This is a genomic window from Legionella sp. JM-2024 (genome assembly GCF_055389095.1).
Window position 1 is genome coordinate 3,489,866 of sequence record NZ_AP039388.1, and the last position, 25,085, is coordinate 3,514,950.

The window sequence follows — 25,085 nt, forward strand, 5'->3', positions numbered from 1 at the left end:
ATGGCGAAAGTCATAGCCATTGCCAATCAAAAAGGCGGGGTAGGTAAAACAACTACAGCCATCAATTTAGCCGCTTCACTGGCTGCATCAAAACAGCAGGTCCTGTTGATTGATTTAGATCCTCAGGGCAATGCAACGATGGGAAGTGGAGTGGATAAAAATCAATTAGTTCACACAACTAATGATGTTTTATTACGCGATTGTCTGGCTGAGCAAGCGTGTCTTGCCACGACTTGTGGGTATGATTTAATTCCCGGTAACTCGGATTTGACAGTCGCTGAAGTGAGTCTGATGGAACGCAATCATCGAGAAACCTTCTTATTCAAAGCATTACAGCCTATTCAATCAAATTATGATTTTATTTTAATTGATTGTCCTCCCGCTTTGAATACATTAACTATCAATGCTTTTGTTGCTGCTGATTCTGTATTGATTCCCATGCAATGTGAATACTACGCTTTGGAGGGTCTGGCCGCTTTGTTATCCACCATTGAGCAAGTTAAATCTACGGTCAATCCACGTTTGCATATTGAGGGAGTACTTCGTACCATGTACGATGGACGTAATAGACTGTGCTCGGAAGTATCCAAACAATTATTAGAACATTTCCCGGCAAAAGTTTATAGAACAGTAGTACCACGCAATGTCAGACTAGCCGAAGCTCCTAGTCATGGAATGCCAGCTTTACAATACGATAAATCCTCGCCAGGAGCAGCTGCTTATATGGTACTTGCTGCCGAAGTGATCAGTAAACAAACTGTAGCAAGCTAATTTGAGGTAAACAATGACAGTAAAACGCAGTAGTTTGGGACGTAATTTATCTGCTTTATTAAGTCAATCAAGCAGTACTCTCTTTAACGAGCAATCTCAACCAGAACAGCTTAAACTCGCGGTTACTTGTTTACAGCCTGGTAAATATCAACCTCGCGGTGGAATGGAAGAAGCCCCATTAAGTGAGCTTGCTCAATCTATTAAAAAACAGGGTGTTTTACAACCTTTACTAGTCCGAGAGTTGGAAAGTGGGCGATATGAAATTATTGCAGGAGAAAGGCGGTGGCGTGCCAGCCAGCTTGCAGGACTCACGGAAGTACCTGTTATACTAAAACAGGTAGATGATGAAACTGCAATGGCTATGGCATTGGTTGAAAATTTGCAACGGGAAGATTTAAATGCCATGGATCAAGCAAGAGCCATGCATAGACTAACCACAGAATTTGCCCTCACTCATCAGCAAGTTGCCGATCTCTTATCCAAATCCAGAACGGCAGTAAGCAATTTTCTTCGCTTGCTCTCCCTCTCAAACCCGGTAAAAAAGCTCCTGGAAAATGGAGACTTGGATATGGGGCATGCTCGGGCGTTATTGGCTCTGGATGAAGATCAACAAAATCAGGTAGCCCAATTGATTGTAGCCAAGAATTTATCTGTGAGAGAAACAGAACAATTGGTTGAGCGGATAAAAACTGGAAAACCAGAGCCAAAAGCACTTAAGGAAAATAATTCCCTGTTTAGAGAACAATTAAACTCTTTGGCAAAGCAATTGCAAACCAAAATTAAATTAAAGCAAGGAAAAACTGGCAAAGGGACTTTAGTTATTCATTATGAAAATGACAATAACTTGCAAAATATTATAGACCAATTGTTAAATTAAGCATTGCAATAAAATAAAAAAGGCAGGTTATGCAAGAGGTCTATTATTTAGTGGTATAAAAGGCATTGTGCCTTTTATGTCAAACTCTCGTTAATTTATTACTCACTACGTAAGATAGAAAGCAAATTACGTACTGCTTCCAACCCAGTATGTTCTTGAGGATTAAAATCCATAGCAACCGCAAAGCCAATTTCTTCCTCAACTTCCAGATCTTTGCGTTCATTAAATACCTGCTTTATCCTTTTTGTTAGAGAAAGAAGTGCGATTTCATCAATATATATATAGTTTTGTTTATTATTAGTTATCATTTTAGTTAAAGCCACATACAGTGCATACTGTAGTAAATAAATGGCATTTTCTGATAATTCGTTCAGAAAATTCTCCTGAAACTGGATTGTATCTGTATAAAGATGAGTAAACTGATAATCAAAAGAGGAAAATTCATCTTCTAAGATATCTGTTTTATCTGACTTATTACATTCACATCTATAAAATACCAAATGCTCATTAGCATTATCCTTATCAAATATCTTAAACGTACCTTGAAAAATAAAAGGCGATGTCCATACTGCTACGAGTATTAATGTCTCTATATTTATTGAAGTGTATGGCTTATCACTTTTTTTCATGTTGAACACAAATTATTTTTAATTAAAAGCTAATCGATATCATCATTATATTTAGATCGCAGTGTTGCAAATTATAAATGGCATCAGGAAGATAAACGCCAAACGTAATTGAGTTGTAAACATGAATACTCGATTAATAAATAACATGTCATTACAACTGCCTTACATCCAAAATATAAACTATCTTTTTAAACATCCTCAAATTTCGAAATCCCTTAATGGTAGCATAGGTCATGTAACATAAAGCTATTTTGTTAATTTAAATCCTTGCATTTATATTTGCTTTAACTCACTGACTTATCCATATAATCCACTTTTTTAGCAAAAAAATTTAATAAAATACATTTAAAATCAGTTGGTTAATTGTTATTTGTCTCTTCTAAGTGTCTGGATAGAAGCCGTTTATCGCTTAATAATTGCTTAATATTTGACCTGTATAATTAACTTTCTACCAAATTGTAGGCAAATTATTTAAGTAGTGAGATAAAGTAATGAAAACAGTAATTAATCAAAGCCGTTTTTTAAAAGCCATTGAGCATGTAAGTAAAAATCATTTTTCCAAACCTTATTCAATAACACCAATAGTAAATCGCTGGTTTAACCAACTCTCTATGATTGAACTTGAAAATGGTAGATTAATTCATTTGAGTGGGGAAGCAGCCAGAGAATTCGTTGACATTATTCTCGATGGAATGGTGGTCGACCCAAAAGATATTGAACTCGTGCATAAATTTCATGCCCAAAATTCTACACATGAGATAGATAGGCTAACACTAGAAACTACAATTCAAAATCTTACGACAATCCTGAACGGTATACCAGATGACTCTTCTGAAAAAGAATTAAAACGCAAAGAGCTTGAAGAAGAAGAACAAAAATTAATACAATTTGATGAAGATAAATTAAAAGCAAAACAATTGTATGATGATATTGTTGCCAGAGGCCAATCTGTATTAAATGAAGAACGTCTTGAAAACGAATACGGTTCCAAAATCAAACACATTGTTCATCGCCCCAACCATGGTTTAACACATTCTGTTAGGGTAGCGTATCTAATCACGGCACTCCATGCCTTTAATCAAGAACACAATAAAGATTCCAAATTATTGAGTGATTCAGAACTCGAAAAACTACAAATGATGATGCTGTTTAGTGTTGTAGGTCGGAAAGACGAAACCGGTTGGTCTGATACTGGACCGTATGCTCTTGGACGTGTTACTTATGAAAGTTTTAGGACAACTTCAGGAAGAGAATTCGTTAAATATTTTCGCGACAATGCAAAAGTGCTTTATGGTGATGATCTCGACAAACTCTATCGGGATGCTATTGTTGTGGAATTAATGGGTTACTCCACTATTCAGGATTGTATCGATAGAAAAATAAGTCCCCCTGAAGTTTTTATAGACTACGTGATTGAAAAAGAAGCCAGCTTGGGCCGTACTGTCACTCGTGAACAAGCAATAACATTAATTACTACAAAAACCTACACTCTTGATAAATTATATCCAAATAATAGTGATATTAGAGCTCTTGCTGATGCCAAACTGAATATGATGAATGATGCGCATGCAATTGATCTAACACGCTGTTATCCACTATATCCCACAAAAGACGGTGGGGCTAAAAGCATTAGCGTTCTAAATTCTTATATGATTCGGTCAGGGATTTATCAGAACACTGATTTAGCCAAACTGGAGTCGGTTTTTAATCTCATGCGTTGCAGCTTTGACACTTTGATCTTGACTGGACAACGTTCTACATTTGGTTTTATTTCAAAAGAAACTTTTGAAATAAAAAAACACGATGTGCTACAAACGATTAATGATATTAATCAACGCTTTCAAAAACCAATTTCAAATGAAAACCGCAAGACTTTATTTGATGAAATCAAAGTGGTTCGCACAGAACCAAATTATTACAGCCAATTAGAAGGAGCAGAGGATAATAACCTTCTTGAGAGCTACCGCAAGCACCTTATTCTTGAAGCTACAGTAAAGTGCTTTACCGATGCGCCCGAATCAAGGCCTAATAAATGCATGTTTCAATTTCAACACAGTGAAGAAGGAAATCCTCATAAAATAAATCATCATCAAAATGCCATTAGTTTTATTCAGGCATTACAAACGGTTATTCCAATGAGCGGACTTACTCAACCTGAATTACCTGTAATCTCTAAGGTAAAACACCACAGAGAGAGAAATACCGTAACTGTCTTTTTTGAGGACAACCAACAAGCAGAACTTTTTAAAGAAAACTATGTCAACTTATTTTCCAGTATATTTTTGGTGATCCCTGATATTACTGAGAAAAAAGGAGTCTTTTCTCTTGAAATTGATAGAACCAAATATAAGCAATTACTAGAAAATAAACTGATTGAATTTAAGGAAGTAACTATTCCACAGGAAATTAAAAGGGAAGACTCTTTAATTGATCCAAACGGTACGATGGAGACACTGAATTTAATAAAAAATAGTCGTGCTTTAGTGCGACTTGTATCCACTACTCCTCTAAGTGGTGAAACATTTCCTGATTATGAGTATCTTTTAAACGAATTAGAAGATCCGGTTCATGAACGATATACGCCATCCATAAAAGAATTGAAAGATGCTCCTGTTGAAGAAGGAAAATACTTTGATCCACGAAACAACATGTTATACCTTCGACAAAGAGTGCCTACAAGCACTCCCGAGTTACGCTACCAGGAACCGATTACCGAACCTCGCAAATTTGAAGACAGATTGAGTGATGGTTGGATTCTTGGAACACCCGGTGGTGAAAGAAATACTATTTACACCAAAAAACGCGCTCATACCTTATTGCCTCCTCATGGTGAAGTCATTCCTTTTGCTGGTTATGCAGATAAAAAATGGAATTATTTTCCTATAGGTGTGCTTTCTGATATCCGATACGTGGATTCGAAAGACTATCGTTATGTATGGGCTCAAAATATGGACACGGTGAACAAGTTCTGGATTCGAGATATCTCAGTTATTAATAAAAGAATGTATAAATTATTTAATGCTAAATTGGATAATTTAGGCAATCTAGAGAATGATAAAGTTATTTTTGATGTAAAGAAACTTCATAGGTCGTCTAATCCAAAGTCACTTGATCCTATTCATTTTGTTGAATATCTGGAAAAAAGAAAAGCAAGAATTCTAGAAGCATTAGATATGAAGCATTATTTCCCAACCAAGGAAATCATAAAGGATTTTAAATGGCTACTTTCTAGAGAAAAGGCTAATTATCTCGACAGATTTAAGGACAATGAAGAGGTAAAAAATAAAATTGAGGAAGTTTATGACATTTTGAATAATCGATTAGAACAAGAGAAAGCAAAAAATCATCCCAAATACGCTATTACTCTTCGTAAGCTGATTGAGCAACAACAAAATACTGTAGGCGTTGAAAACCATACAGAAATCCTGGTAGGAAATACCAAGGGAGCTACCCGTGCCTTCTATGCCACCAAAGACGAGTTATTTGATCGCTTAAATCTTGCCTTACATGCAATGAAAATCAAAGAGAAATACCACTACGATGTTCCTCTTTTAGTCGTGAGTCAAAATAAGGCTCCATACAACTACACAGAAGAGATGATCAAGGCAGATCTCAAAGAAGCTTATGCACTATTACGTAAAGGAGAGTTTCCCTATGATAAAACTCGTCATCAAGCCTACGAGTTGGATGAAAAGGGAAATGCTATTTTAGTAAACGGTAAACGGGTGCCCAAAAAAGATCAGAACAATGAATTAGTTTTTGTAGAAAAAAACCAGGAGTATCAACAAGAAGTATTAGTCAATCTTTTTAAACTGGGCTTATCTTATTTAGATAATATTGGGCAACTTGAAAATGGAGAAATAATACCTAATGAAACGCTTGATGGGGAAGTAATTGAGATAGCTATTGATTCCATAATAGAAAAGATGGATATACTCGGTGGATTGGCACGCGAAACCAAGTTGATGCAGCAAATTTTTTCGCAAGACAATATGTCTCAAAAAGAAAAATTTTTCTTACGTCAGGCAGCTCTTGGTCACCTTTCTTTGGTGCTGGAAATGTTAGACAAAGAAGGTTTCAAAGTTTCAATGCCATTGTTGGAAAAAGCGATTCAATTTGCTGAAAAAAACAGTCATATGGCCTTGAAAGAGTTTTTAGAAATTCAACACAAAACAATTGAAGAGGTAAAAACTGGTTTTGAGAGCCTCAAATCAATTGAGAATATTGAGCCAACTACATTAGTAGATCATATATTGGTTCTTGTTAACCTTAATCAACAATATCACTCAATTAAAAATAGATTTGCTATTCCTCAATTAGATGAACTGGCACCCCAAAAAGCAGGGGAATTGTTATTAAATAATTCATCAAGAAATAAAGAAAATAGACAAGTGCTCACTAAATTCATGGAATTGTTAAGTACTCATCCAGAGTATGTGGAACCCTATGCTGCGATACTCGCAGCAGACAAAACAGTTGCATTGAAACTACTTCTGGAGTCTCATCAACAATTAGGAGTCGAATTAACAACCCAAATAATGTCATTAATTGCATCTTATGACACCAAAGAGATTAAATTAGATCAGCTCATTGATACACTACATCACCTGCTGACAAGAGGGATACCCATAAATGATTGTCAAAATCATCTGGAAAACGTGATTTCTCACATTAAGGATAGCAGTTGGGATTGGAATGATGCTCGTAGTTATCTACTATTATTAGAACTTAATAAACAAGATATAGCACAAAATTATCTTCAAAATAAAAAAGTATTATCAGAAGAGACCAGAATTGATGAAGTTCGATCTCAAATTAAATTTTTAATTCAAGAGATTAAAAAGAACGGCATGGGGACTTCAGATCAAGAAACAAAAAATTATTGTCATGCAATGACACAAGTGGTAGAGAAGAATAAAGATGATTACCTTTTTTTAATGCTTCAATTACAAGACGTTATAAATGTATATAAAGCAGTAATTTCCCCGGAAATGGGAAAAATCAAGGTAATTATTAATGATCTTAAATCACAAGCATTTGGTCTTTTTAGTGGTTCTTGGGCAAAGGCCAGTAAAATTACAGCTGCGATATGTCAAGTTCCCTTACCTGATAGATCTCGAATTTTTTCATGCGAAAATGTTTTGGAAACTTTGGCTTTATGTGGAATAACTAAAAATATGGACACAATAGAGCAAGTAGAAAGAAACATCCTATCTTAAATACACAATAGTGAGAAGCTTCATATTTAGAAAGGATAATATGGAGCTTTTCTTGTGATTGTGGCGCGAAAAGAACTGATTTTAATTGCCTGATTATAAATTGAATTATTATCGGTATTAATAACCCGAATATTACAGGCAGGATTACTCTTAACGTTTTTTTCAAGAACTGCGTTGCAGTATCAAAATTTACCGACACCTATTAATTTAATAGCTAATAGACTAAAATTTACAATATGAGCAATGTTTTATCATTTTGATTTTAATAGAACAAAATTGAAATGGAGATTCAAACTCTTCATAACTGGATACAACAATTTTATTGAAATAAGTTTAAATCAGGTCTTTTGACTAAGGGGAAATTGTGTTAATTCAACCTGTTCAGCCTGTCGTTGTGACAATCAAAATTGGTCAATGTAACTATGATTGCCAAATGATCAGTCTGTCTGAATCTGAGTTAGAATTAAAGGGTAATGATTATTTTGAAAAGGAAAGCCATGTTCTTTTTCTCGCAAAATATTTCCGAGGCCATGCCATCGTTCGAGAAATAGAATTTTCACACTACTGTTTTACTTACAAAATGGAAATCAGTCAAATTCAATTTCAACCGGGGTTACTTATTAACACCCGGTTGTAATAGAAAATAGACTAACTTTCTCTCTATAGCCAATAGACGAAGACAAATAGAAACAACCATACCACGTCTACAAAGTGCCAATACCAGGCAACGCCTTCAAACGCAAAATGCCGTTCGGGGGTAAAATGACCTTTCTTGCATCGAATCAGGATGACAATGAGCATTATCGTTCCGATCGTTACATGCAAACCATGGAACCCCGTGAGCATAAAAAAGGTAGTACCATAAATACCTGCTCCAAGCGTTAAATTCATCTCAGTATACGCTTCATGATATTCATAACTTTGTAACATCAAGAACAAAACGCCCAAGGCTATTGTTAATGACATACCTGTTAATAATTGTGTTCGTTTCCCTAATTTTAAAGCCCAATGTGCCCAGGTAATTGTTACGCCTGAGGTTAATAAAATCACTGTATTGATTGCCGCTAGGCCCCAGGCACCCATTGCTTCATGAGCCCCAACGAACGTTTGATCATTTGGATTGCTTAATAAAGGCCACACAGCCTTAAACTCAGGCCATAATGTGTAATGAGTAATAGGGTGCATTTCACCTCCCAAAAGAGGTACTGACCAATATCTTGTAAAAAACAAAGCACCAAAAAACGCACCAAAGAAGCAGACTTCCGAAAATATGAACCAACACATGCCCCAACGAAATGATTTATCCACTTGCAAATCGTAAAGGCCTTTACCGTTTTCATAAATGACTTGACCAAACCAACCAAACATCATTCCTATCAAAATGCATAAGCCAGCTATAAATATGTAAGGTCCATACCAGTCATGGTGAAGCCAAGATGCGGCTCCTACTAAAGTAGTAGTCAAACCAATAGAGCCAACCAAAGGCCAGTGACTGGGTTTGGGAATATAATATGTACCATGCGCTCCCATTATATTTTTATCTCCTGTAGCAATAAGTCATTCAGCTCTAGCTGATACTCGAGAGTTGTTGTTATTTAACTGACTTGAATCACAACATCCTGATTCTGGATAATGGACACTCAGAATCACGACATGACAGCCAAGAGGTAAATATACCAACAGCTCCTAATTCGTTGATTTACCTGTCACATCAAATAAAGTATAGGACAGGGTAACCGTATTAACGTTTTTGGGTAAATCTATATCCAAATGGAATAGCAAGGGCATATTCATAGCCTCATGACCATTTAGCGTTTGCTGAGTAAAGCAAAAACATTCCGTTTTTTTTAAATATTTTGCAGCGATTCCTGGTGTTACGCTTGGAATTGCTTGAACCGTCATGGCATGATCGGTTTTATTTTCTGCATAAAATGCAAGTTTTACTATTTTTCCAGGATGTACTTTAATTTTTTTAGTTTTAGGATAGAACTCCCAAGGTACACCACTATTATTAGTTGCAACAAATTCAACCAAGACCTCTCTGTCTGATTCAATTTTTGCCTTGCTTTCATCATAGGCAACAGCCTCCATTTTTGTTTTGCCGTTGATGCCAAGATTCTTACACAAACTATTGTAAATAGGGACCAAAGCGAAACCAAATGCAAACATTCCTAATACTAATAGCGCTAATAAAGTAAGTAGTTTTTGTTGCCTTTTTTCTTTACTCATTAAACCCCACCTTTAGCTAATCTCAGGTGGAGTTGTAAAGGTATGGTATGGAGGTGGAGATGGCAAAGTCCATTCCAATCCATGTGACCCCTCCCAAACCTTGCTCGTTGCCACATCTTTGTTAGTACCTCTTTTTCTTACTGTTGCAATAACGTTATATAGGAAGAGTAATTGAGACAATCCAAAAGCAAAAGCTGCAAAGGTAACAATCATATTAAAATTTGCGAATTGTAAAGCGTAATCAGGGATTCGTCTTGGCATGCCAGCTAGCCCCAGGAAATGCATTGGAAAAAATGTTAAGTTAACAGAGATAACAGAAAGCCAAAAATGCCATTTCCCCAAACGCTCGTTATACATATGTCCCGTCCATTTGGGTAACCAGTAATAGGTTGCTGCTTGCAGTGCAAATATGACACCTGGCACAAGAACGTAATGGAAATGTGCCACAACAAAATAACTGTCCTGATATTGAAAATCAGCGGGAACTAATGCCAACATCAAACCTGTGAATCCACCTATAGTAAATAGAAATACAAACGCTACAGCAAATAACATTGGCGTTTCAAAGGTCATAGATCCTTTGAACATAGTGCTCACCCAATTGAATACCTTGATGCCCGTAGGTACTGCAATGAGCATTGTAGTGTACATAAAAAATAACTCAGCTCCCAGCGGTATTCCTGTTGTGAACATATGGTGAGCCCATACTATAAATGACAATATGGCAATACTCACAGTAGCGTAAACCATAAAATGGTAGCCAAATAAGGGCTTACGGCTAAAAGTAGGAATAATTTCTGATATAACTCCAAAAGCAGGTAACACCAATACATAAACCTCGGGGTGACCAAAAAACCAAAATACGTGTTGGAATAAAATAGGATCTCCGCCTCCCGCTGCATTAAAGAAAGTAGTACCAAAATGCCTATCAGCCAACATCATGGTAACAGCTCCTGCCAAAACAGGCATAATAGCAATGAGAAGAAATGCAGTAATAAGCCAGGTCCAGACAAACAAAGGCATTTTCATCAAAGTCATGCCTGGAGCCCTCAGGTTTAAAATAGTTGCAATAATGTTAATTGAGCCCATGATTGATGAAAGTCCCATCATATGAATGGAAAAAATCATGAAATCAGTACTTGGAGGTGCGTACGTTGTAGATAAAGGAGCGTACATCGTCCACCCAAAATTTGGACCGCCGCCAGCATGAAACATGGTTGAAAACAATAAACAAAAGGCGAATGGTAAAATCCAAAAGCTCCAGTTGTTTAACCGTGGCAACGCCATATCAGGAGCACCTATCATCATTGGGATTTGCCAGTTTGCCATTCCGGTAAATGCTGGCATAACCACACCAAACAGCATAACCAGGCCATGTAATGTTGTCATTTGGTTAAAGAAATTGGGATCAACAAATCGATGACCCGGTTGAAATAATTCAACCCTGATGACCAAAGCCATTGCTCCGGCTACAAAAAAGCTTATCATGGCTAACCATAAGTACAGAGTACCTATATCTTTATGGTTAGTAGTAAATAACCATCTTTTGACAAAGCCCATAAACCCCTTGCCTTGCTCGGGACCATGATCTTCATGAGAATCTTCTGAATGCGCTATTGCGTATTTCATTGCAAACCTCCAGCTTTAGCTTTATTAACCATGGTAGGTTTAATATCGGTACCATGTCGCAGTGCCGCAACATCTGCGGGTTGAATTAAATCATTAGTATTATTGCCCCAAGCATTACGCTCATAGGTCGCGATTGCTGCTATTTCTTCATCAGTCAATTGATCTTTATAAGGTTGCATTGCTGATCCAGGCACACCATTGAGAAGTAATTCAATATGACGTGAAATAGGCTTGCCAACAGCAACTGAACTGCCTTTAAGTGGAGGATACATCGGTGGCAATCCGGTGCCATTAGGTTGATGGCACGCAGAACAAATAAGATCGTATTTTTGCTTACCCAAGGTCATTAATTCATCACGAGTCATTGTTTTTTGCGCGCTTGGTTTAACCGCTTTTTCAGCATAGATATCTTCTACTTTCGTTTGTTCATCTACCCATTTATTAAACTCATCGTCATTGACTGCTTTTACTACAATAGGCATAAAACCGTGGTTGATCCCGCAGAGCTCAGCACACTGCCCTCTGTAAACACCTGGTTTTTCAATTCTTGCCCATGCTTCATGCATAAAGCCAGGTATAGCATCTCTTTTAACACCAAGTTCGGGAACCCACCAGGAATGAACCACATCATTTGAGGTAACCAGAAACCTGATTTTTTTATTTATTGGTAACACTAAAGGTTTGTCTACTTCCAATAAATACCATTGGTTTTTTTTCTGTTTATTTTGGATTTGATCATAAGGTGTTGATAAATTGCTAAAGTAACTAATCCCCTGATCCAAATACTGATATTGCCATTTCCACTGATAACCGACTATCTTGATAGTGACATCCGATAATGCTGTATCGTCCATACGCATTAACACCCTGGTTGCAGGGATTGCAAGACCGACTAGAATTAAAAAAGGGATAATAGTCCAAACTATTTCCAATTTTGGATTGTCATAAAAAGTGGCCGCCTGATATCCTTTTGACTTTCTGTGATGGATTATTGAATAAATCATTACTCCAAATACCACAACACCAATCACCGCACAAATTGCCATGCCCACCATATGGAGGTAGTACATGTCTTTGCTTAAAGGCGTTACCCCTTTATACATATTTAACTGCCAATGATCTGCTGCAGCCAATGCTGATTGTGCAGAAATCAAGGCACTAATTAACACTATCAATTTACAGATTTTTAACCTGTTTAACATCCCATTCCCTCATCTCTTCAAGTAGCCAAGAAATCGACTCATGTTTAAGCCAGTTCATTCGTTCAAATAAGCAGACAACCTACCACAAAGAGTAGTTACCTTCAGTTTTAGATTGACTTACCATGTATTTGATTGCCTCTATCACTTCGTCTGTCGAGCAACGATCGCAACCTCCATTTTTTAAATGGTCCTTACCTGTAACTGTGTTTTCAATCAGTACATCCATATTTTGCGCTATCAAGGGCTTCCAAATGGCTTTATCGCCTATTTTAGGAGCGCCTAATTTGCCTTCGTTATGACAAACCGCGCAATTTTCATTGTAAACAGTCTTCCCGCTCGCTGGATATTTTTTGACACCGCCTGTTGCCAGGTCTTGCCATTGAGATCTGGTCAGCGAAGCATTAAGCAAATAATCCACCGCTGAAATAATGTCGTTATCGGAGCAAGTGACGCAAGCGCCCTTAACTGGCATTTGGTTATAGCCATGAATGGCATGTCGATATAATCCAGTTAAACCACTACTTTTCAGTCGCATGTACCAGCTGGCTGAATCACCAATTACTGGGGCACCCATCTTATTATCCTGATGGCAAATGACACAAGCTTTCAAATAAACTTGTCTGCCACGCGCAATAGAAGGGGGCATTTCAGAAGGAGAAAGACCCAAATATTCTTCACTTTCTACTGTTTTAAGATAAGTTGCAATGGCCAGTCTGTCCGATTCCGTCAAATGGCTAAGACTGTTATGATTCACTTCAGCCATAGGACCGGCAACAGGACCAGCTCTATTAATTAATTCACCCTCTTTAAATACGTCAGCTACTTGTTGATGGGTTGCCGATTCCAATCCATATTTGGTGATATTAGGAGCCCAGTACCCATCTATAAAACTACCGGTTAAATAATACCTGTTTTTTGCTGCTCCAAATATGTTCATTGGAGTATGGCACATACTGCAATGACCTAAAGTATCGACAATGTACCTTCCGCGATTCCATTCTGAAGATTGTTCAGGATCGTATTCAACCGAATTTTCTTCAGGGAAAAAGAATAATAAGTTCCAACCCCATAAAGAAAATCTTGCCCCAGGAACTCCGAAAGGGAATGGTAGAGATTTATTTTTTAAATTAACAGGAGGAATACTCATAAAATAAGCATACAGGGCTCGAGCATCGTCGTCAGTCATCTTGGAAAAATAGACATAAGGAAAGACTGGAAAGTAATTTCTTCCTTTGGGATCACGCCCGTCTTTTAGCGCTCGGATAAAGTCCTTTTCTGTCCAATTTCCGATACCGGTTTCTTTATCTGGAGTAATATTAGGGCTATAGAACACACCAAAAGGAGTATTAATAGGCAAACCTCCCGCAAAAGCAGGGGTACCGCCTTCAACATCGGTATGGCAGGCGATGCAATCGCCCATCTTTGCCAAATATTCTCCGCGCTTAATCAACTCTTCTTGCTCGCCTGTAGCCGGTTTGGTCGGAGGATATGGCGAGTAATAGGGATTAAATATTTGCTCTACAGGTGCAAACAAATCTTTCTCTGTTTGTGGTTTTTCGGCATGCACCTTTTCTGTTTGTGTCGTTTCAGCTTGTACAGTTTGTCCTACTACAACCAGTGCAACAATTGAGGCTGCAGCAATTATTTTTTTTATAAACAAAGAGCCCACGCTCCCTCCTATTTGTTCTTATTTTGCTCAATTCTCATGAGGAGACAGAATAATTGACGCATTGTATACTCCTCACTCGTCAAGTTGCAACGTTATTCGATCGTTTCAATTAAGCTCTTTTTAAAAATTATAATTTTGTTCCACAGGAATAATTCAGTTAACTCTTAACCTGGATAATAACTTACCGATCTTAATAAACATTTCACAATTCCTTCGGTCGCGTTGACAATTCATTTTATAAAATATTCTAAAAGTCCTACGTCCCGCGGCTTGTCCACAGCATCCATAAGATCCCCAGATACCTCGGACAAGCCACAGTACGTCGAGGTTATAGAGTAATTGTAAACAGCTCTTCCAGTATTTTTGCAAACAAGCATAAACCTGGAAAAAAGCGTCTTTACATTTGACTGTTGATGCAACAATATTAAGATATACTCGAGCATAATCGAGGATCTCTTACAAAATTATTGATTTACGGTAAATTCCCCTAACAGATTAAAAGCATCACTGATATAATCCACAGACTTCCAATATAAAGGTAATCAACATGTCTTTCAAACCTGCCATCGAATTAGAAAAATTACAACAAAATAATAGAGAGATTACCGTAATTGACGGCCAAAAAATACTGATTATTTGGCATGATAACCAGGTTCACGCTATCCAATCACAATGTCCCCATTTAAAATTACCTTTAGCTAAAGGAAAAATTACTGAATCCTGTTCTATCATATGCCCTTTTCATAAAAGCGAATTTGATTTGAAAACAGGAGAAACCAAATGTTGGTCGCCTTGGCCTCCCGTTGTTGGCAACTTATTGGGTAAAGTTTCCAAAAAGAAAAATTTGAAAGTATATCCGACTCAAGTTGAAAATGGACAAGTATTAGTTGATGTAGGATAGCGCTGATTACAACTTTTTTTGTAATAAAAACCATATTTAAAATGAGAATTTAAAATGAAAATATTTAATGCCATGTTCTCCAAAGTTAATGGTGGGCTTGAACAAGTGTTTTTAAATTATATTCCTGCTTTAAGTTCTCAAGGTAATCTGGTTATTCCAATCATTCATCCCAAAGCAGAAATAAAGGACAGTTGCCCAAAGGAACATTTGATAACCATACACAATTTCAATCAACATGATTTTTTTGCAGTTCATCGCTTAAAAAAATTGATACGCATTCATCAACCGAATTGCATTATTACTCATAGTTACAGAGCAGCGTACTTGTTCAAAAAAACTAAAACGACAGTCCCAACAGTTGCTGTATGCCATGTCAAAGGTCACTATAACTTTGGTACCGATGCCATCATCGCACTCACTGAACAAATGCGTCAGGATATTATCAATTCAGGAATACAGGAACAACGGGTATTTACAATTCCTAACCTTATCCACCTTCCTGGCAACATCAAATATAGAGAACCAAAAGACACATCCATTCCAATTATTGGTGTCTGCGCCCGATTTGCTGCAATCAAAGGTGTCGATGTATTTATCCATGCTTTAGCCGAATTAAAAAAAAGAGGCATTGCATTTAAAGCCAAAATTGCCGGGGATGGAAAGGAAAAAGAGCAGTATGTGAAATTGATTGATCATTATGATTTGGATAATGAAGTAACGTTATTGGGATGGATTGAGGATAGAGAATCATTTTATCAAAGTATTGATATTTTCTGTTTGCCTTCTCGCGAAGAATCTTTTGGTTTGGTTGTCTTGGAAAGTATGATGCATTCATTACCCATGGTTCTAACCCAGTTATCAGGGCCACTTGAAATTGTGGGAAATTCAGAATGTGCTCTTTTTGTTCCACCAGAAGATCCTATTCGTATGGCTGATGAATTAGAACGTCTCATAAAAGATAAAAATATGTCCAGGCAACTGGCATTTAAAGCCTTTCAGAGGGTACACCATTATTCAAGCACAAACGTTGCTCCAATCTTGCAAAAAACGTTGGAGCAAATTTGCATGAGCAAGCTTTAAAACATTCTGCTCAATATTGTGATACAATCTCCCTTTTGTTTTTAACGTCGTAACATAGCCATGTTGATTTACTTAAATGGACTACTTTTAGGGTTGTCATTAATAATGGCCCTTGGCCCACAAAATGTCTTTCTTATCAAGCAAGGTGCTCGGAAAAACCATCCCGCGCTCTCTGCTGCCATCTGCTTTTTCTGCGATATCCTATTGGTCTGTGGCAGCGTGGCCGGACTGCATCAACTGCTTTTGGCTCATCCATACTTACAAATCTGGATGATTTGGCTAGGCTCTGCTTTTTTGCTTTATTATGCAGTAAAAAATTTAAGAAGTGCGTTTTCTAAAAATAAACAAACGACACAGGAAACACCTCAAGCCCACACCAGACCTCAAATCATTTTATTTGCCTTAGGGTTCAGCCTGCTTAATCCTCATGCCATTATCGATACTTTAGTCATTGTTGGCAGTGGCAGTAGTCAATACCCTGATCACAAACTGGCTTTTTTGACCGGGGTTATTTCAGCAAGCCTGATTTGGTTCAGTTCATTAACGATTACCACTCGTTATTTTTCAAATATTTTAACCAAAACAACGGTGTGGCAAAGAATAGAGCTTTTGAGCGGTCTGTTGATGGCTTACATAGGAATCAAATTGGTTACAAGCAGCTTATAAAAGAGATTTGTACTCCTAAAAAGTGCAATTGCATCTGTAGCGAGTATGCCTAAGAATTAGAGATAGGTGATTTTCAGGATAATAGAAAGGGCCAATCAGTGTGTCGCCAATTGACCCAGTGGAATGACACATAGCAAGTCCAACCTCGCAAAAGAAATATCTCATATTCCAAGCATTAATGTCAACATTTTTGCCATCCCCAAGATCGCAAGATCCAGGGCAAAATCATACTTTACCTGTAATATAAACAAAACGATGTCATTCTGAGCTGATGTATCCACACGAATTTTAGAATGAATTTATCCCGAAACCATTCGCACCCAGGATCGAAGTATCCCCACATAAATTAACTACACAGGGTTCAGGATAATTTATCCTCAACTCTGTGTAGTTGAGGAACGGTTTCGATTAGAATAAAGGATGGAATAGCTATTTTAATCAAATAAATACAGCTAAGTTTCATGGGGATACATCAGAGCCTGAGCGAAACCGAAGGATGACGATAGTTTGGGCAGGACATGAGTATTATTTTTACCTATAGCAAAGTATGAATTTGGCCGTCCATTGGTTGTTGTAACTTTTTTATTCAGTTAAAATAATCTCTTTTACACCGATTGGGTCATTATGTTTTACGGAGATACAGTACAAGAAACCAGACAGTTATTTTTTACTAGCTGGGATAAATACCAGAATAAAAAAGTACTTTCCCCTTTGGAAAATGCAATTGCGCAAGTGATTCTTGACCATCCGGAATACCATAAAATAATGGATCAAAGTCGTTCTTTCCAGGATCATGCTTATTATCCTGAATTAGGTGACACCAACCCCTTTCTCCATATGGGACTTCATCTTGCCGTTAGGGAACAAACAGCAACAAATAGGCCAATAGGTATCAGTGCTGTCTATACGAAACTGCTAGAAAAATACAAAGATCCTCTGGCTGTAGAACATTTAATCATGGAGCAATTGGCAGAGTGTTTATGGATTTCGCAAAAAAATAATACTCCCCCAGATGAGAGCCATTATTTAAATACATTGCACAATTTGTAATTTTTATCCTGGAAGTGCCTGTTTATGCCTCAGGCAAGTGCTATTCCACTGCGAAATCCCACAATTCTACCTGTACATGGATAAAAAAAAGTATACAATTTTTAACTGGGTATCTTGATGATTATCAGTTAAGATGAACACTTTAATGACACTGACCAGGCAAATATGACTAATCAGAAACAAACCACCCATTTTGGTTTTGAATCAGTAGACTGGGATGAGAAAGAAAAAAAAGTAGCGGAAGTATTTCATTCAGTTGCTAAAAACTATGATCGAATGAATGATCTGATGTCCTTTGGGGTCCATCACCTCTGGAAACGATTTACTATTGAATTAAGTCAGGTTCGACCCGGACAATCCGTTCTCGATTTGGCAGGCGGTAGTGGGGATTTAACTCGATTATTATCCAAAAAAGTGGGGGATTTCGGACAGGTTATCCTGACTGATATCAACTCAGCCATGCTCAATGTTGGTCGCGATCGCTTGCTTGATGAAGGATTGTTTAAAAACATCGGTTATGTTCAAGGCAATGCGCAATGTCTGCCTTTTGCCAATAATAGTTTTCATTGCATCACAATAGGATTTGGACTCAGGAACGTCACTGATAAAGACGAGGCGTTACGCTCCATGTATAGGGTATGCAAACCAGGCGGCAAGTTAATGGTCCTGGAATTTTCAACACCAAATCTCCCTGGATTAAAATCTGTTTATGATTGGTATTCATTTAATATTTTACCAAAAATCGGGAAATTGGTTGCAAATGATGAAGCCAGTTATCAATATCTTGCGGAATCAATCAGAATGCACCCCGATCAAAATACGTTAAAGGAAATGATTGAACGAGCCGGATTTGAGGATTGCCATTATCACAATTTAAGTGGCGGCATAGTTGCTCTGCATGTTGCCTATAAATATTGAGTTCATTATGTTAAAAGAATACTCTCTAAAAGCATTGCAAAAAGCCATTAATCAAGCATTGTGTCTGGACGAACAGATGCCGAAAAAACTTCAAATGCTTGATGGAAAAATAATTGAAATGGTTATTACTCCTTTAAATGTTAATTTCTACATTCGGTTTAAAGATGGAGAAATGCAATTACTTCATCAAATTGATAGTCGTCCTGATACCATAATTCATAGTAATCCCATAGGATTAATTCGTTTGAGTTTATTACCCGCCTCCAAAGCCCGCTCTTTATTTAATGACAAGATACGTATCTCTGGCGATGTCGAATTAGGACAAAAGGTAAAAAAAATATTTGACGAGATGGATATTGATTGGGAAGGACACCTGGCATATTTTACAGGTGATGTGGTAGCTCACCAAATTGGCTCCTTTGTGCGCAAGGGTCTGGAATTTAAAAACCAATTCAGCACATCCATGCAGCAAAATATTACCGAATATTTGCAGGAGGAATTACGCGTTTTTCCATCAAGAAACGAATTAGACGATTTTTTCAGTGAGGTCGATGAAATAGTATTAAGTGTCGACCGCCTTCAGGCCCACATCAATTATTTAATGAGCAGTAATGAAGGCGATTAAACAAGTAGCTCGTCTTTTTTCTATTAGCTACGTCGTTGCAAGGCATGGCTTATTCATGATGGTCACTTTGGTGAAAGTGATTGGCTATTTGCGTTTCCTCAATCCTCGGCGTCCGTCACGCAAAACAAAACAGGACAACGGGCTGGATAGCCTAGACACCATAAAACCTCTTTTATTGAAATTAGGGCAAACTATTTCGTCTCGACCAGAAGTGCTGGAAAAAAAAATAGCGACGGTTTTAACCAAAGTTCAAAATAAAATGCAATCTATGGATAACAATAAAGCAGAACCAAATATTATCAACCCCTGTTCAGAACCCCAACTCAAAACCAATTCGACGATTTCTGATTCTATTATTGTCTCTTCTGAGCAGCGGGTAACTGAACAAGAAATCCCAACGGCCACAGAACAGCTTGGCCAAACGCTTAAGAATTTATTGAGTGAAATGAACATCGCACAATTCACAGGAAATAAGTTAGCTAATCAAATCAATGTATTATTAGACAAAGGACTGGAATTTAAAAACCAAATCAGTGATAGTATTCAGTGCAATATTTCTGATTACCTGCAAGAAGAGTTACAAGGTTTTACATCCCGAAATCAATTGGATGATTTTATTCAGGATTTAGATGAATTATCATTGAACATTGAGCGACTGGAAGCTCATATTCAACAACTGACGAGCGGTCATGAAATCGATTAAACAACTAATCCGCCTTATACACATCAACTATATCCTGGCCAAAAATGGCCTGGATAATGTCGTAGTGTCAATAAAGCTATTCGCCCCCTTACGCTTTATCGTCTATTTAAATCCATGGAATTGGTTTCGTAAGGTCAAATTGACTCGTGGAGAAGCGTTACGTAAATCATTGGAAGAATTAGGACCTATATTCATTAAATTTGGTCAAGCCCTTTCGACCCGACCTGACATACTTCCGGAAGACATCGCCAAAGAATTAAGTAAACTTCAAGATAAAGTTCCTCCTTTCCCCAGCAACATCGCTATGGACATTATTGAGCAGGTTTATAAACAGTCCGCTTATGATATTTTTGCTCAATTTGATCCAGTGGCTTTGGCATCTGCCTCCATGGCTCAAGTGCACGCCGCCACTCTGAAAACAGGAGAAAATGTCGTCGTAAAAATACTCAGACCCAATATGCGCCGAGTTATCGAACAAGACTTAAGTATTATGTATACCATTGCCAGCCTGGCAGACCGTTATTGGCCTGAGGGGAAACGTTTTAAACCCAAAGAAATAGTAAAAGAATTCGAGCATACTTTATTAGATGAGTTGGATTTAATGAGGGAGGCGGCTAATGCCACTCAATTACGACGAAATTTCAATAAATCACCCTTGTTATACATCCCTGAAATCTATTGGGACTATTGTCATCACAATATCATGGTCATGGAGCGTATTCATGGTATACCTGTTACAGATATATCCAGTCTGCGAGATCACGGCATTGATATCAAAAAACTGGCAGAACGTGGGGTAGAAATTTTCTTCACTCAAGTTTTTCGTGATTGCTTTTTTCATGCCGACATGCACCCGGGAAATATCTTTGTATCCTATAGAAATCCCAAAGATCCTCAATACATTTGCATTGATTTTGGCATCATTGGAACTCTGACAGACAATGACAAACGATATCTGGCTGAGAATTTGCTCGCATTTTTTAATCGCGATTACAAGCGTGTCGCCGAATTGCATGTTGAATCCGGATGGGTTGCCCGTAATACACCAATTGCCGAATTTGAAAGCAGCATAAGAACAGTTTGTGAACCTATTTTTGAAAAACCATTAAAGGATATTTCCTTTGCCCAAGTCGTTTTCCGTTTATTCCAGGTCGCGAGAAGATTTCACATGGAAGTACAACCTCAATTGATGTTGCTACAAAAAACCTTGTTGGCGATAGAGGGACTGGGAAGACAACTGTATCCAGAACTGGATTTATGGGCTACAGCGAAGCCATTTCTTGAAAAATGGCTGCGTGAACAAATGGGGCCAAAATCAGTTATCAAACGCTTAACACAAAATCTGCCCTTTTTTACTGAGCAACTCCCGCATATGCCTAAACTGATTTTTGACCTTCTGGAATTAAAAAAAGATCAGTTATTATCAGTGAAAGAACTCGAACGTGTGCAATCTGAAAATAAAAGTCAAACCATACAATGGAAAAGCTTGGGTTTAGGTATCTTTTTCTCATTTTTCTCATTAGGGGTGATTAGCTATTTTGATCTGCTTGATTATAATCATCTAACCAATATATCGATAGCTGGTGCTGTTTTAGCCGGGCTTTTTGTACTCATAAACCGAAAGATAAGGAACTGATATGGGATTAAGTGGAATAAGTCCGTTATCATTATTATTAATTTTGGCCATTATTGTGGCCTTGTTTGGTACTTCCAAATTAAAAACAATGGGCTCTGATCTGGGTGAAGCAATCAAAAATTTCCGAAAAGCAATGAATAGTGACACCACCGATGAGCCCCCAAAAGATGATCATAAATCATCATGAGCCTTGGTGAGCTCTTACTGATTTTCATTGTTGCTATCATAGCCTTTGGGCCATCAAAACTTCCCATGTTAGCAACTCACCTCGGTATGCTCGTGAGGAAAATGAATCAATTAAAAGGACACATCTCCTCATTCTGGCAACAGCAAATGAATGAAATTCAATTACATGAAAACAAACGCAAAGCCGAAGAAGTAGACCAGCAATATGAGAAGAGAGAGTCCGGGAAAGACAATGTCCAGACACATGAATAAACGGACATAGTAATGCCAACGAAAGATCGTATCAACGAAGCAATTCGTCACCGCAATAGAGTTTCCGAGAAAGTCCAATTTACAATCATTTTGTTAATTTATTGCCACTAATAATATATAATCGCTTTTTATTATTCTATTTGACGGGAACTCAAAATGCCTTTTCTCAATACCGATGCCATTAAAAAATTATTGGAAGAAAAGAAACAACTAGTACACACCAAGTCTTCAGAACCCCATGATTATGCCAGTGTGAAGCAGCGTGTGCTGCAATTGGAGTTAGAGCAAGAGATAGCTTATTTATCCGAGCTTCTTGAAAACCCCGACACATTCGAAGCCCGGTTTAAAGAACGATGTGCTCAAAGAGAAAAAGATACAATCGATGCCATTGGCTTTAACCAAATATCGTCTACCGCAAGCAATCAACTCTATTGGGAAATAGCAGAGCTTGTTTTTAAACCCCAAACCCTGTCCGACATGCTGGCTATCCTGGCGCCGCGTGTAAAAAAACAATGTCAAGTATCGCTTTCACAAGACATTTCGGTCCCATTAAAAAAAGCGAAAATGGAAGGCATAGAGCCGGTTTTGGATTCAAGGGAAAGCACATCGAAATTAAAAAAAGAACCCCTTCTATCGGATTTGTCCCATTATGTGATAAGCGGGGAGATGATTTTTGATGTTCGGAATATAGAAAATATCCCGTTACGCAGTCATGCCAAATTATATGAATACTTAAAGAAAGACTATCCCGAGCTTTGTGATGCCTTGTATGAACATAATCATGTGCTCAGAACCTTGAAAGACGATATCGCCCTTTTTAAAAATCAAGGGACAACGCCCAAAGAGGCCCTGGAACTGTTAATCAAAGGATTGACACTGGGCGGCGAGAGGATGACGGGCAGTGAATACGCAGGTCAAGCCGCTGTTGAAGCCATTGATAAGTTTCACTCCTTTATGGAAAGCTTGCCTTCCGAAACACAAAATCATTTAAGAAACGCTCAAGGCAGCCATGGCAGTTTAGGAAGCATCCTCGATAATGAACTAAAAAAAGGGACTTGTGTTGAGACAGCAGCCTCTCATTTACGCGCTGTCGTAGAAGCCAATCAAAACACAACGCTATTTAATCAACCGGCTCGTATGACGAAAGAAAGCCTGAAGCAATTAATAAAAAAATACAAACACATTAATCCTCTGCAAGACGATACAGGCAATCGCAAACTGCCTGAAGAACTCATTAAAAAAGCCATACAAGGCATTGCACCCAAAAACTCCTTTGAATTCATCAGTCTGATTATGAATTTCCCCCCTGGCTTATATGAGGAATTATTAAAAAACATCAAACTCACGGAACCCGATAATACGTTAGACGATGTGGCCGAGTTAATCAAACAAAAATGGCTGACAGCAGAGCAAGTGAATACACTGGGCTCAGCGGTCATTGGTTATTACAAGGAACTCAACCCCAATGGAAACATTCTGCGTTGGGCAGTGCTTACCAATAATGCCTTGTATGTGACCAAAGCTCTCGAATCCATACCTGAAAAACAGAGATTGGATGCACTTCGGGCTGAAGATAAATATGGTCAAACAGTGTTGCATTATGCAGCAGATAACTCGGAATCCCTTAAAGTCATTCTTAAACTTATTCCTGAACAAGATAGATTGGATGTAGTTAAGTTTCAAGATAAATATGCCAATACTGTGTTGCATTGGGCAGCAAAGCGCCCGGCACCGCTTAAAACCATTCTTGAGCTTATTTCTGAACAAGATAGATTGGATGCCATTAAGATTAAAAATTATAATGACAATACGGTGTTGCATATAGCCGCTGACACCCCGGAATCTCTTAAAACCATTCTTGAGCTTATTCCTGAACAAAAGAGATTGGACGCAATTCAGGTGAACAATGATGATGGTAATACGGTGTTGCATTATGCAGCAGACTACTCCTCGGAATCCCTAAAAACTATTCTTGAGCTTATTCCTGCACAAGAGAGATTGAATGCCGCTGTGGTTGAAAATGGATTGGGTAATACGATGTTGCATAATGCAGCAGACAAACCAGAGTCCCTTAAAACCATTCTTGAGCTGATTCCTGAACAAGATAGATTGAATGCCGTTATGGTTGCAAATGGATGGGGTAATACGGTGTTGCATAAAGCAACAGGCAATCCGGAGTCCCTTAAAGCCATTCTTGAGCTTATCCCTGAACAAGATAGATTGAATGCCGTTATGGTTGAAAATATATGGGGTTATACGGTGTTACATAAGGCAGCAGATAACACAGAATCCCTTAAAACCATTCTTGGGCTTATTCCTGAACAAGTTAGATTGGCCGCAGTTAAGGTTAAAGCTACACTGGGTTATACGATTTTGGATAATGCAGCAGACAAGCCAGAATCTCTAAAAGCTATTCACGAACTTATTCCTGCATTAGGCAGATTGAATGCCGCGAAAGAAGAAAAACCTCCTTCTGTTAATAAGAACAGCTTTTTTGCAAACACAAATTTACAAGAACAAGCAGATAAGAAAGAGCATGAAGATAAGACAGAATTTAAAAAGTAGCTATTCCGCTTAATTAACCGAAAACCAGAATTTTGAAATTGTTGTGAATAGACACTTTAAAAATATGAACTGTCAGCAACATGACATTTAAAACTGGGGAAAAAAATTACTCCAAGACTCTTACCGCTTGTTTGCAAATTCTACTTAAAATGGCCAAAACCCAATATTGCCTGCGATTTGAAAATCTTAACTTTTAAGCTAAATGGAATTTGTCTTAGAAAGCAATTACAGTATGGGTAATACTGTCCGAGTTAAATGAGATAATAGTCTCTGCATCT

General features: G+C 37.8%; 21 protein-coding genes. 15 read left to right on the forward strand and 6 right to left on the reverse strand.

The window, feature by feature from the left end; all coding sequences use genetic code 11:
- Both ACZ5EK_RS15250 and ACZ5EK_RS15255 read left to right on the forward strand, forming a co-directional pair.
- Positions 1–771 carry a ParA family protein gene (locus tag ACZ5EK_RS15250; RefSeq protein ID WP_464430553.1) on the forward strand — a complete coding sequence of 257 codons (771 nt, stop codon included), beginning with the start codon at positions 1–3 and terminating at the stop codon, positions 769–771.
- A 13-nt stretch (positions 772–784) separates the two neighbouring features.
- Positions 785–1,648 carry a ParB/RepB/Spo0J family partition protein gene (locus ACZ5EK_RS15255; RefSeq protein ID WP_464430555.1) on the forward strand — a complete coding sequence of 288 codons (864 nt, stop codon included), beginning with the start codon at positions 785–787 and terminating at the stop codon, positions 1,646–1,648.
- A 98-nt stretch (positions 1,649–1,746) separates the two neighbouring features.
- Here the strand turns inward: ACZ5EK_RS15255 and ACZ5EK_RS15260 are convergent, their stop codons facing one another.
- A complete protein-coding gene (locus ACZ5EK_RS15260) occupies positions 1,747–2,277 on the reverse strand; it encodes a hypothetical protein (RefSeq protein ID WP_464430557.1) in 531 nt (176 codons plus the stop codon).
- A gap of 491 nt (positions 2,278–2,768) precedes the next feature.
- On the opposite strand from ACZ5EK_RS15260, the gene ACZ5EK_RS15265 reads away from it, so the two are divergent.
- Positions 2,769–7,496 carry a SidE phosphodiesterase domain-containing protein gene (locus ACZ5EK_RS15265; RefSeq protein WP_464430559.1) on the forward strand — a complete coding sequence of 1,576 codons (4,728 nt, stop codon included), beginning with the start codon at positions 2,769–2,771 and terminating at the stop codon, positions 7,494–7,496.
- Positions 7,497–7,860: 364 nt separating this feature from the next.
- The gene (locus ACZ5EK_RS15270; RefSeq protein WP_464430561.1) at positions 7,861–8,133 is read left to right on the forward strand and encodes a hypothetical protein; all 273 of its coding nucleotides are present in this window, start codon (positions 7,861–7,863) and stop codon (positions 8,131–8,133) included.
- Positions 8,134–8,156: 23 nt separating this feature from the next.
- Here the strand turns inward: ACZ5EK_RS15270 and ACZ5EK_RS15275 are convergent, their stop codons facing one another.
- The 5 genes from ACZ5EK_RS15275 to ACZ5EK_RS15295 all read right to left on the reverse strand — a co-directional run bounded on the left by ACZ5EK_RS15275 (position 8,157) and on the right by ACZ5EK_RS15295 (position 14,225).
- A complete protein-coding gene (locus ACZ5EK_RS15275; protein WP_464430563.1) occupies positions 8,157–9,026 on the reverse strand; it encodes a cytochrome c oxidase subunit 3 in 870 nt (289 codons plus the stop codon).
- A 156-nt stretch (positions 9,027–9,182) separates the two neighbouring features.
- Entirely contained in the window at positions 9,183–9,725 is a 543-nt protein-coding gene (locus ACZ5EK_RS15280) for a cytochrome c oxidase assembly protein (protein WP_464430565.1), read from the reverse strand.
- Positions 9,726–9,737: 12 nt separating this feature from the next.
- Positions 9,738–11,354 carry a cytochrome c oxidase subunit I gene (gene ctaD, locus ACZ5EK_RS15285; RefSeq protein ID WP_464430566.1) on the reverse strand — a complete coding sequence of 539 codons (1,617 nt, stop codon included), beginning with the start codon at positions 11,352–11,354 and terminating at the stop codon, positions 9,738–9,740.
- Positions 11,351–12,556 carry a cytochrome c oxidase subunit II gene (gene coxB, locus ACZ5EK_RS15290; protein ID WP_464430568.1) on the reverse strand — a complete coding sequence of 402 codons (1,206 nt, stop codon included), beginning with the start codon at positions 12,554–12,556 and terminating at the stop codon, positions 11,351–11,353. The genes ctaD and coxB overlap by 4 nt, the downstream gene beginning before the upstream one ends.
- Before the next feature lie 79 nt (positions 12,557–12,635).
- A complete protein-coding gene (locus tag ACZ5EK_RS15295; RefSeq protein WP_464430569.1) occupies positions 12,636–14,225 on the reverse strand; it encodes a c-type cytochrome in 1,590 nt (529 codons plus the stop codon).
- Positions 14,226–14,772: 547 nt separating this feature from the next.
- Between ACZ5EK_RS15295 and ACZ5EK_RS15300 the strand changes: the two genes are divergently transcribed.
- From ACZ5EK_RS15300 to ACZ5EK_RS15350, 11 genes are all read left to right on the forward strand, one after another.
- Positions 14,773–15,126 (forward strand): Rieske (2Fe-2S) protein, encoded by a 354-nt coding sequence (locus tag ACZ5EK_RS15300; RefSeq protein ID WP_464430570.1) that lies wholly within the window; start codon positions 14,773–14,775, stop codon positions 15,124–15,126.
- A gap of 54 nt (positions 15,127–15,180) precedes the next feature.
- A complete protein-coding gene (locus ACZ5EK_RS15305; protein WP_464430572.1) occupies positions 15,181–16,206 on the forward strand; it encodes a glycosyltransferase family 4 protein in 1,026 nt (341 codons plus the stop codon).
- 60 nt (positions 16,207–16,266) lie between these two features.
- Positions 16,267–16,872, forward strand: coding sequence for a LysE/ArgO family amino acid transporter (locus tag ACZ5EK_RS15310; protein WP_464430573.1), 606 nt, complete (start codon positions 16,267–16,269; stop codon positions 16,870–16,872).
- Between the two features lie 624 nt (positions 16,873–17,496).
- On the forward strand, positions 17,497–17,922 hold the full coding sequence (locus ACZ5EK_RS15315) for a DUF1841 family protein (protein WP_464430574.1): 426 nt from the start codon (positions 17,497–17,499) through the stop codon (positions 17,920–17,922).
- 165 nt (positions 17,923–18,087) lie between these two features.
- Positions 18,088–18,840: a bifunctional demethylmenaquinone methyltransferase/2-methoxy-6-polyprenyl-1,4-benzoquinol methylase UbiE gene (gene ubiE / locus ACZ5EK_RS15320; RefSeq protein ID WP_464430575.1), complete on the forward strand. Its 753-nt coding sequence runs from the start codon at positions 18,088–18,090 to the stop codon at positions 18,838–18,840.
- Between the two features lie 7 nt (positions 18,841–18,847).
- Positions 18,848–19,465 carry a ubiquinone biosynthesis accessory factor UbiJ gene (locus ACZ5EK_RS15325; protein WP_464430577.1) on the forward strand — a complete coding sequence of 206 codons (618 nt, stop codon included), beginning with the start codon at positions 18,848–18,850 and terminating at the stop codon, positions 19,463–19,465.
- Positions 19,452–20,168 carry a hypothetical protein gene (locus ACZ5EK_RS15330; RefSeq protein ID WP_464430578.1) on the forward strand — a complete coding sequence of 239 codons (717 nt, stop codon included), beginning with the start codon at positions 19,452–19,454 and terminating at the stop codon, positions 20,166–20,168. The genes ACZ5EK_RS15325 and ACZ5EK_RS15330 overlap by 14 nt, the downstream gene beginning before the upstream one ends.
- A complete protein-coding gene (gene ubiB / locus ACZ5EK_RS15335; RefSeq protein WP_464430579.1) occupies positions 20,155–21,804 on the forward strand; it encodes a ubiquinone biosynthesis regulatory protein kinase UbiB in 1,650 nt (549 codons plus the stop codon). Before ACZ5EK_RS15330 ends, ubiB begins: the two co-directional genes overlap by 14 nt.
- 1 nt (position 21,805) lies before the next feature.
- The gene (gene tatA / locus ACZ5EK_RS15340; protein ID WP_464430581.1) at positions 21,806–21,991 is read left to right on the forward strand and encodes a twin-arginine translocase TatA/TatE family subunit; all 186 of its coding nucleotides are present in this window, start codon (positions 21,806–21,808) and stop codon (positions 21,989–21,991) included.
- The gene (locus ACZ5EK_RS15345; protein WP_464430583.1) at positions 21,988–22,242 is read left to right on the forward strand and encodes a Sec-independent protein translocase subunit TatA/TatB; all 255 of its coding nucleotides are present in this window, start codon (positions 21,988–21,990) and stop codon (positions 22,240–22,242) included. The genes tatA and ACZ5EK_RS15345 overlap by 4 nt, the downstream gene beginning before the upstream one ends.
- A 156-nt stretch (positions 22,243–22,398) precedes the next feature.
- On the forward strand, positions 22,399–24,807 hold the full coding sequence (locus tag ACZ5EK_RS15350; protein WP_464430584.1) for an ankyrin repeat domain-containing protein: 2,409 nt from the start codon (positions 22,399–22,401) through the stop codon (positions 24,805–24,807).
- Positions 24,808–25,085: the final 278 nt, after the last annotated feature.

Coding starts and splice junctions, on each gene's coding strand:
- ACZ5EK_RS15250 (WP_464430553.1), top strand. CDS start 1: ATGGCGAAAGTCATAGCCATTGCCAATCAAAAAGGCGGGGTAGGTAAA.
- ACZ5EK_RS15255 (WP_464430555.1), top strand. CDS start 785: ATGACAGTAAAACGCAGTAGTTTGGGACGTAATTTATCTGCTTTATTA.
- ACZ5EK_RS15260 (WP_464430557.1), bottom strand. CDS start 2,277: ATGAAAAAAAGTGATAAGCCATACACTTCAATAAATATAGAGACATTA.
- ACZ5EK_RS15265 (WP_464430559.1), top strand. CDS start 2,769: ATGAAAACAGTAATTAATCAAAGCCGTTTTTTAAAAGCCATTGAGCAT.
- ACZ5EK_RS15275 (WP_464430563.1), bottom strand. CDS start 9,026: ATGGGAGCGCATGGTACATATTATATTCCCAAACCCAGTCACTGGCCT.
- ACZ5EK_RS15280 (WP_464430565.1), bottom strand. CDS start 9,725: ATGAGTAAAGAAAAAAGGCAACAAAAACTACTTACTTTATTAGCGCTA.
- ctaD (WP_464430566.1), bottom strand. CDS start 11,354: ATGAAATACGCAATAGCGCATTCAGAAGATTCTCATGAAGATCATGGT.
- coxB (WP_464430568.1), bottom strand. CDS start 12,556: ATGTTAAACAGGTTAAAAATCTGTAAATTGATAGTGTTAATTAGTGCC.
- ACZ5EK_RS15300 (WP_464430570.1), top strand. CDS start 14,773: ATGTCTTTCAAACCTGCCATCGAATTAGAAAAATTACAACAAAATAAT.
- ACZ5EK_RS15305 (WP_464430572.1), top strand. CDS start 15,181: ATGAAAATATTTAATGCCATGTTCTCCAAAGTTAATGGTGGGCTTGAA.
- ACZ5EK_RS15310 (WP_464430573.1), top strand. CDS start 16,267: ATGTTGATTTACTTAAATGGACTACTTTTAGGGTTGTCATTAATAATG.
- ACZ5EK_RS15315 (WP_464430574.1), top strand. CDS start 17,497: ATGTTTTACGGAGATACAGTACAAGAAACCAGACAGTTATTTTTTACT.
- ubiE (WP_464430575.1), top strand. CDS start 18,088: ATGACTAATCAGAAACAAACCACCCATTTTGGTTTTGAATCAGTAGAC.
- ACZ5EK_RS15325 (WP_464430577.1), top strand. CDS start 18,848: ATGTTAAAAGAATACTCTCTAAAAGCATTGCAAAAAGCCATTAATCAA.
- ACZ5EK_RS15330 (WP_464430578.1), top strand. CDS start 19,452: ATGAAGGCGATTAAACAAGTAGCTCGTCTTTTTTCTATTAGCTACGTC.
- ubiB (WP_464430579.1), top strand. CDS start 20,155: ATGAAATCGATTAAACAACTAATCCGCCTTATACACATCAACTATATC.
- tatA (WP_464430581.1), top strand. CDS start 21,806: ATGGGATTAAGTGGAATAAGTCCGTTATCATTATTATTAATTTTGGCC.
- ACZ5EK_RS15345 (WP_464430583.1), top strand. CDS start 21,988: ATGAGCCTTGGTGAGCTCTTACTGATTTTCATTGTTGCTATCATAGCC.
- ACZ5EK_RS15350 (WP_464430584.1), top strand. CDS start 22,399: ATGCCTTTTCTCAATACCGATGCCATTAAAAAATTATTGGAAGAAAAG.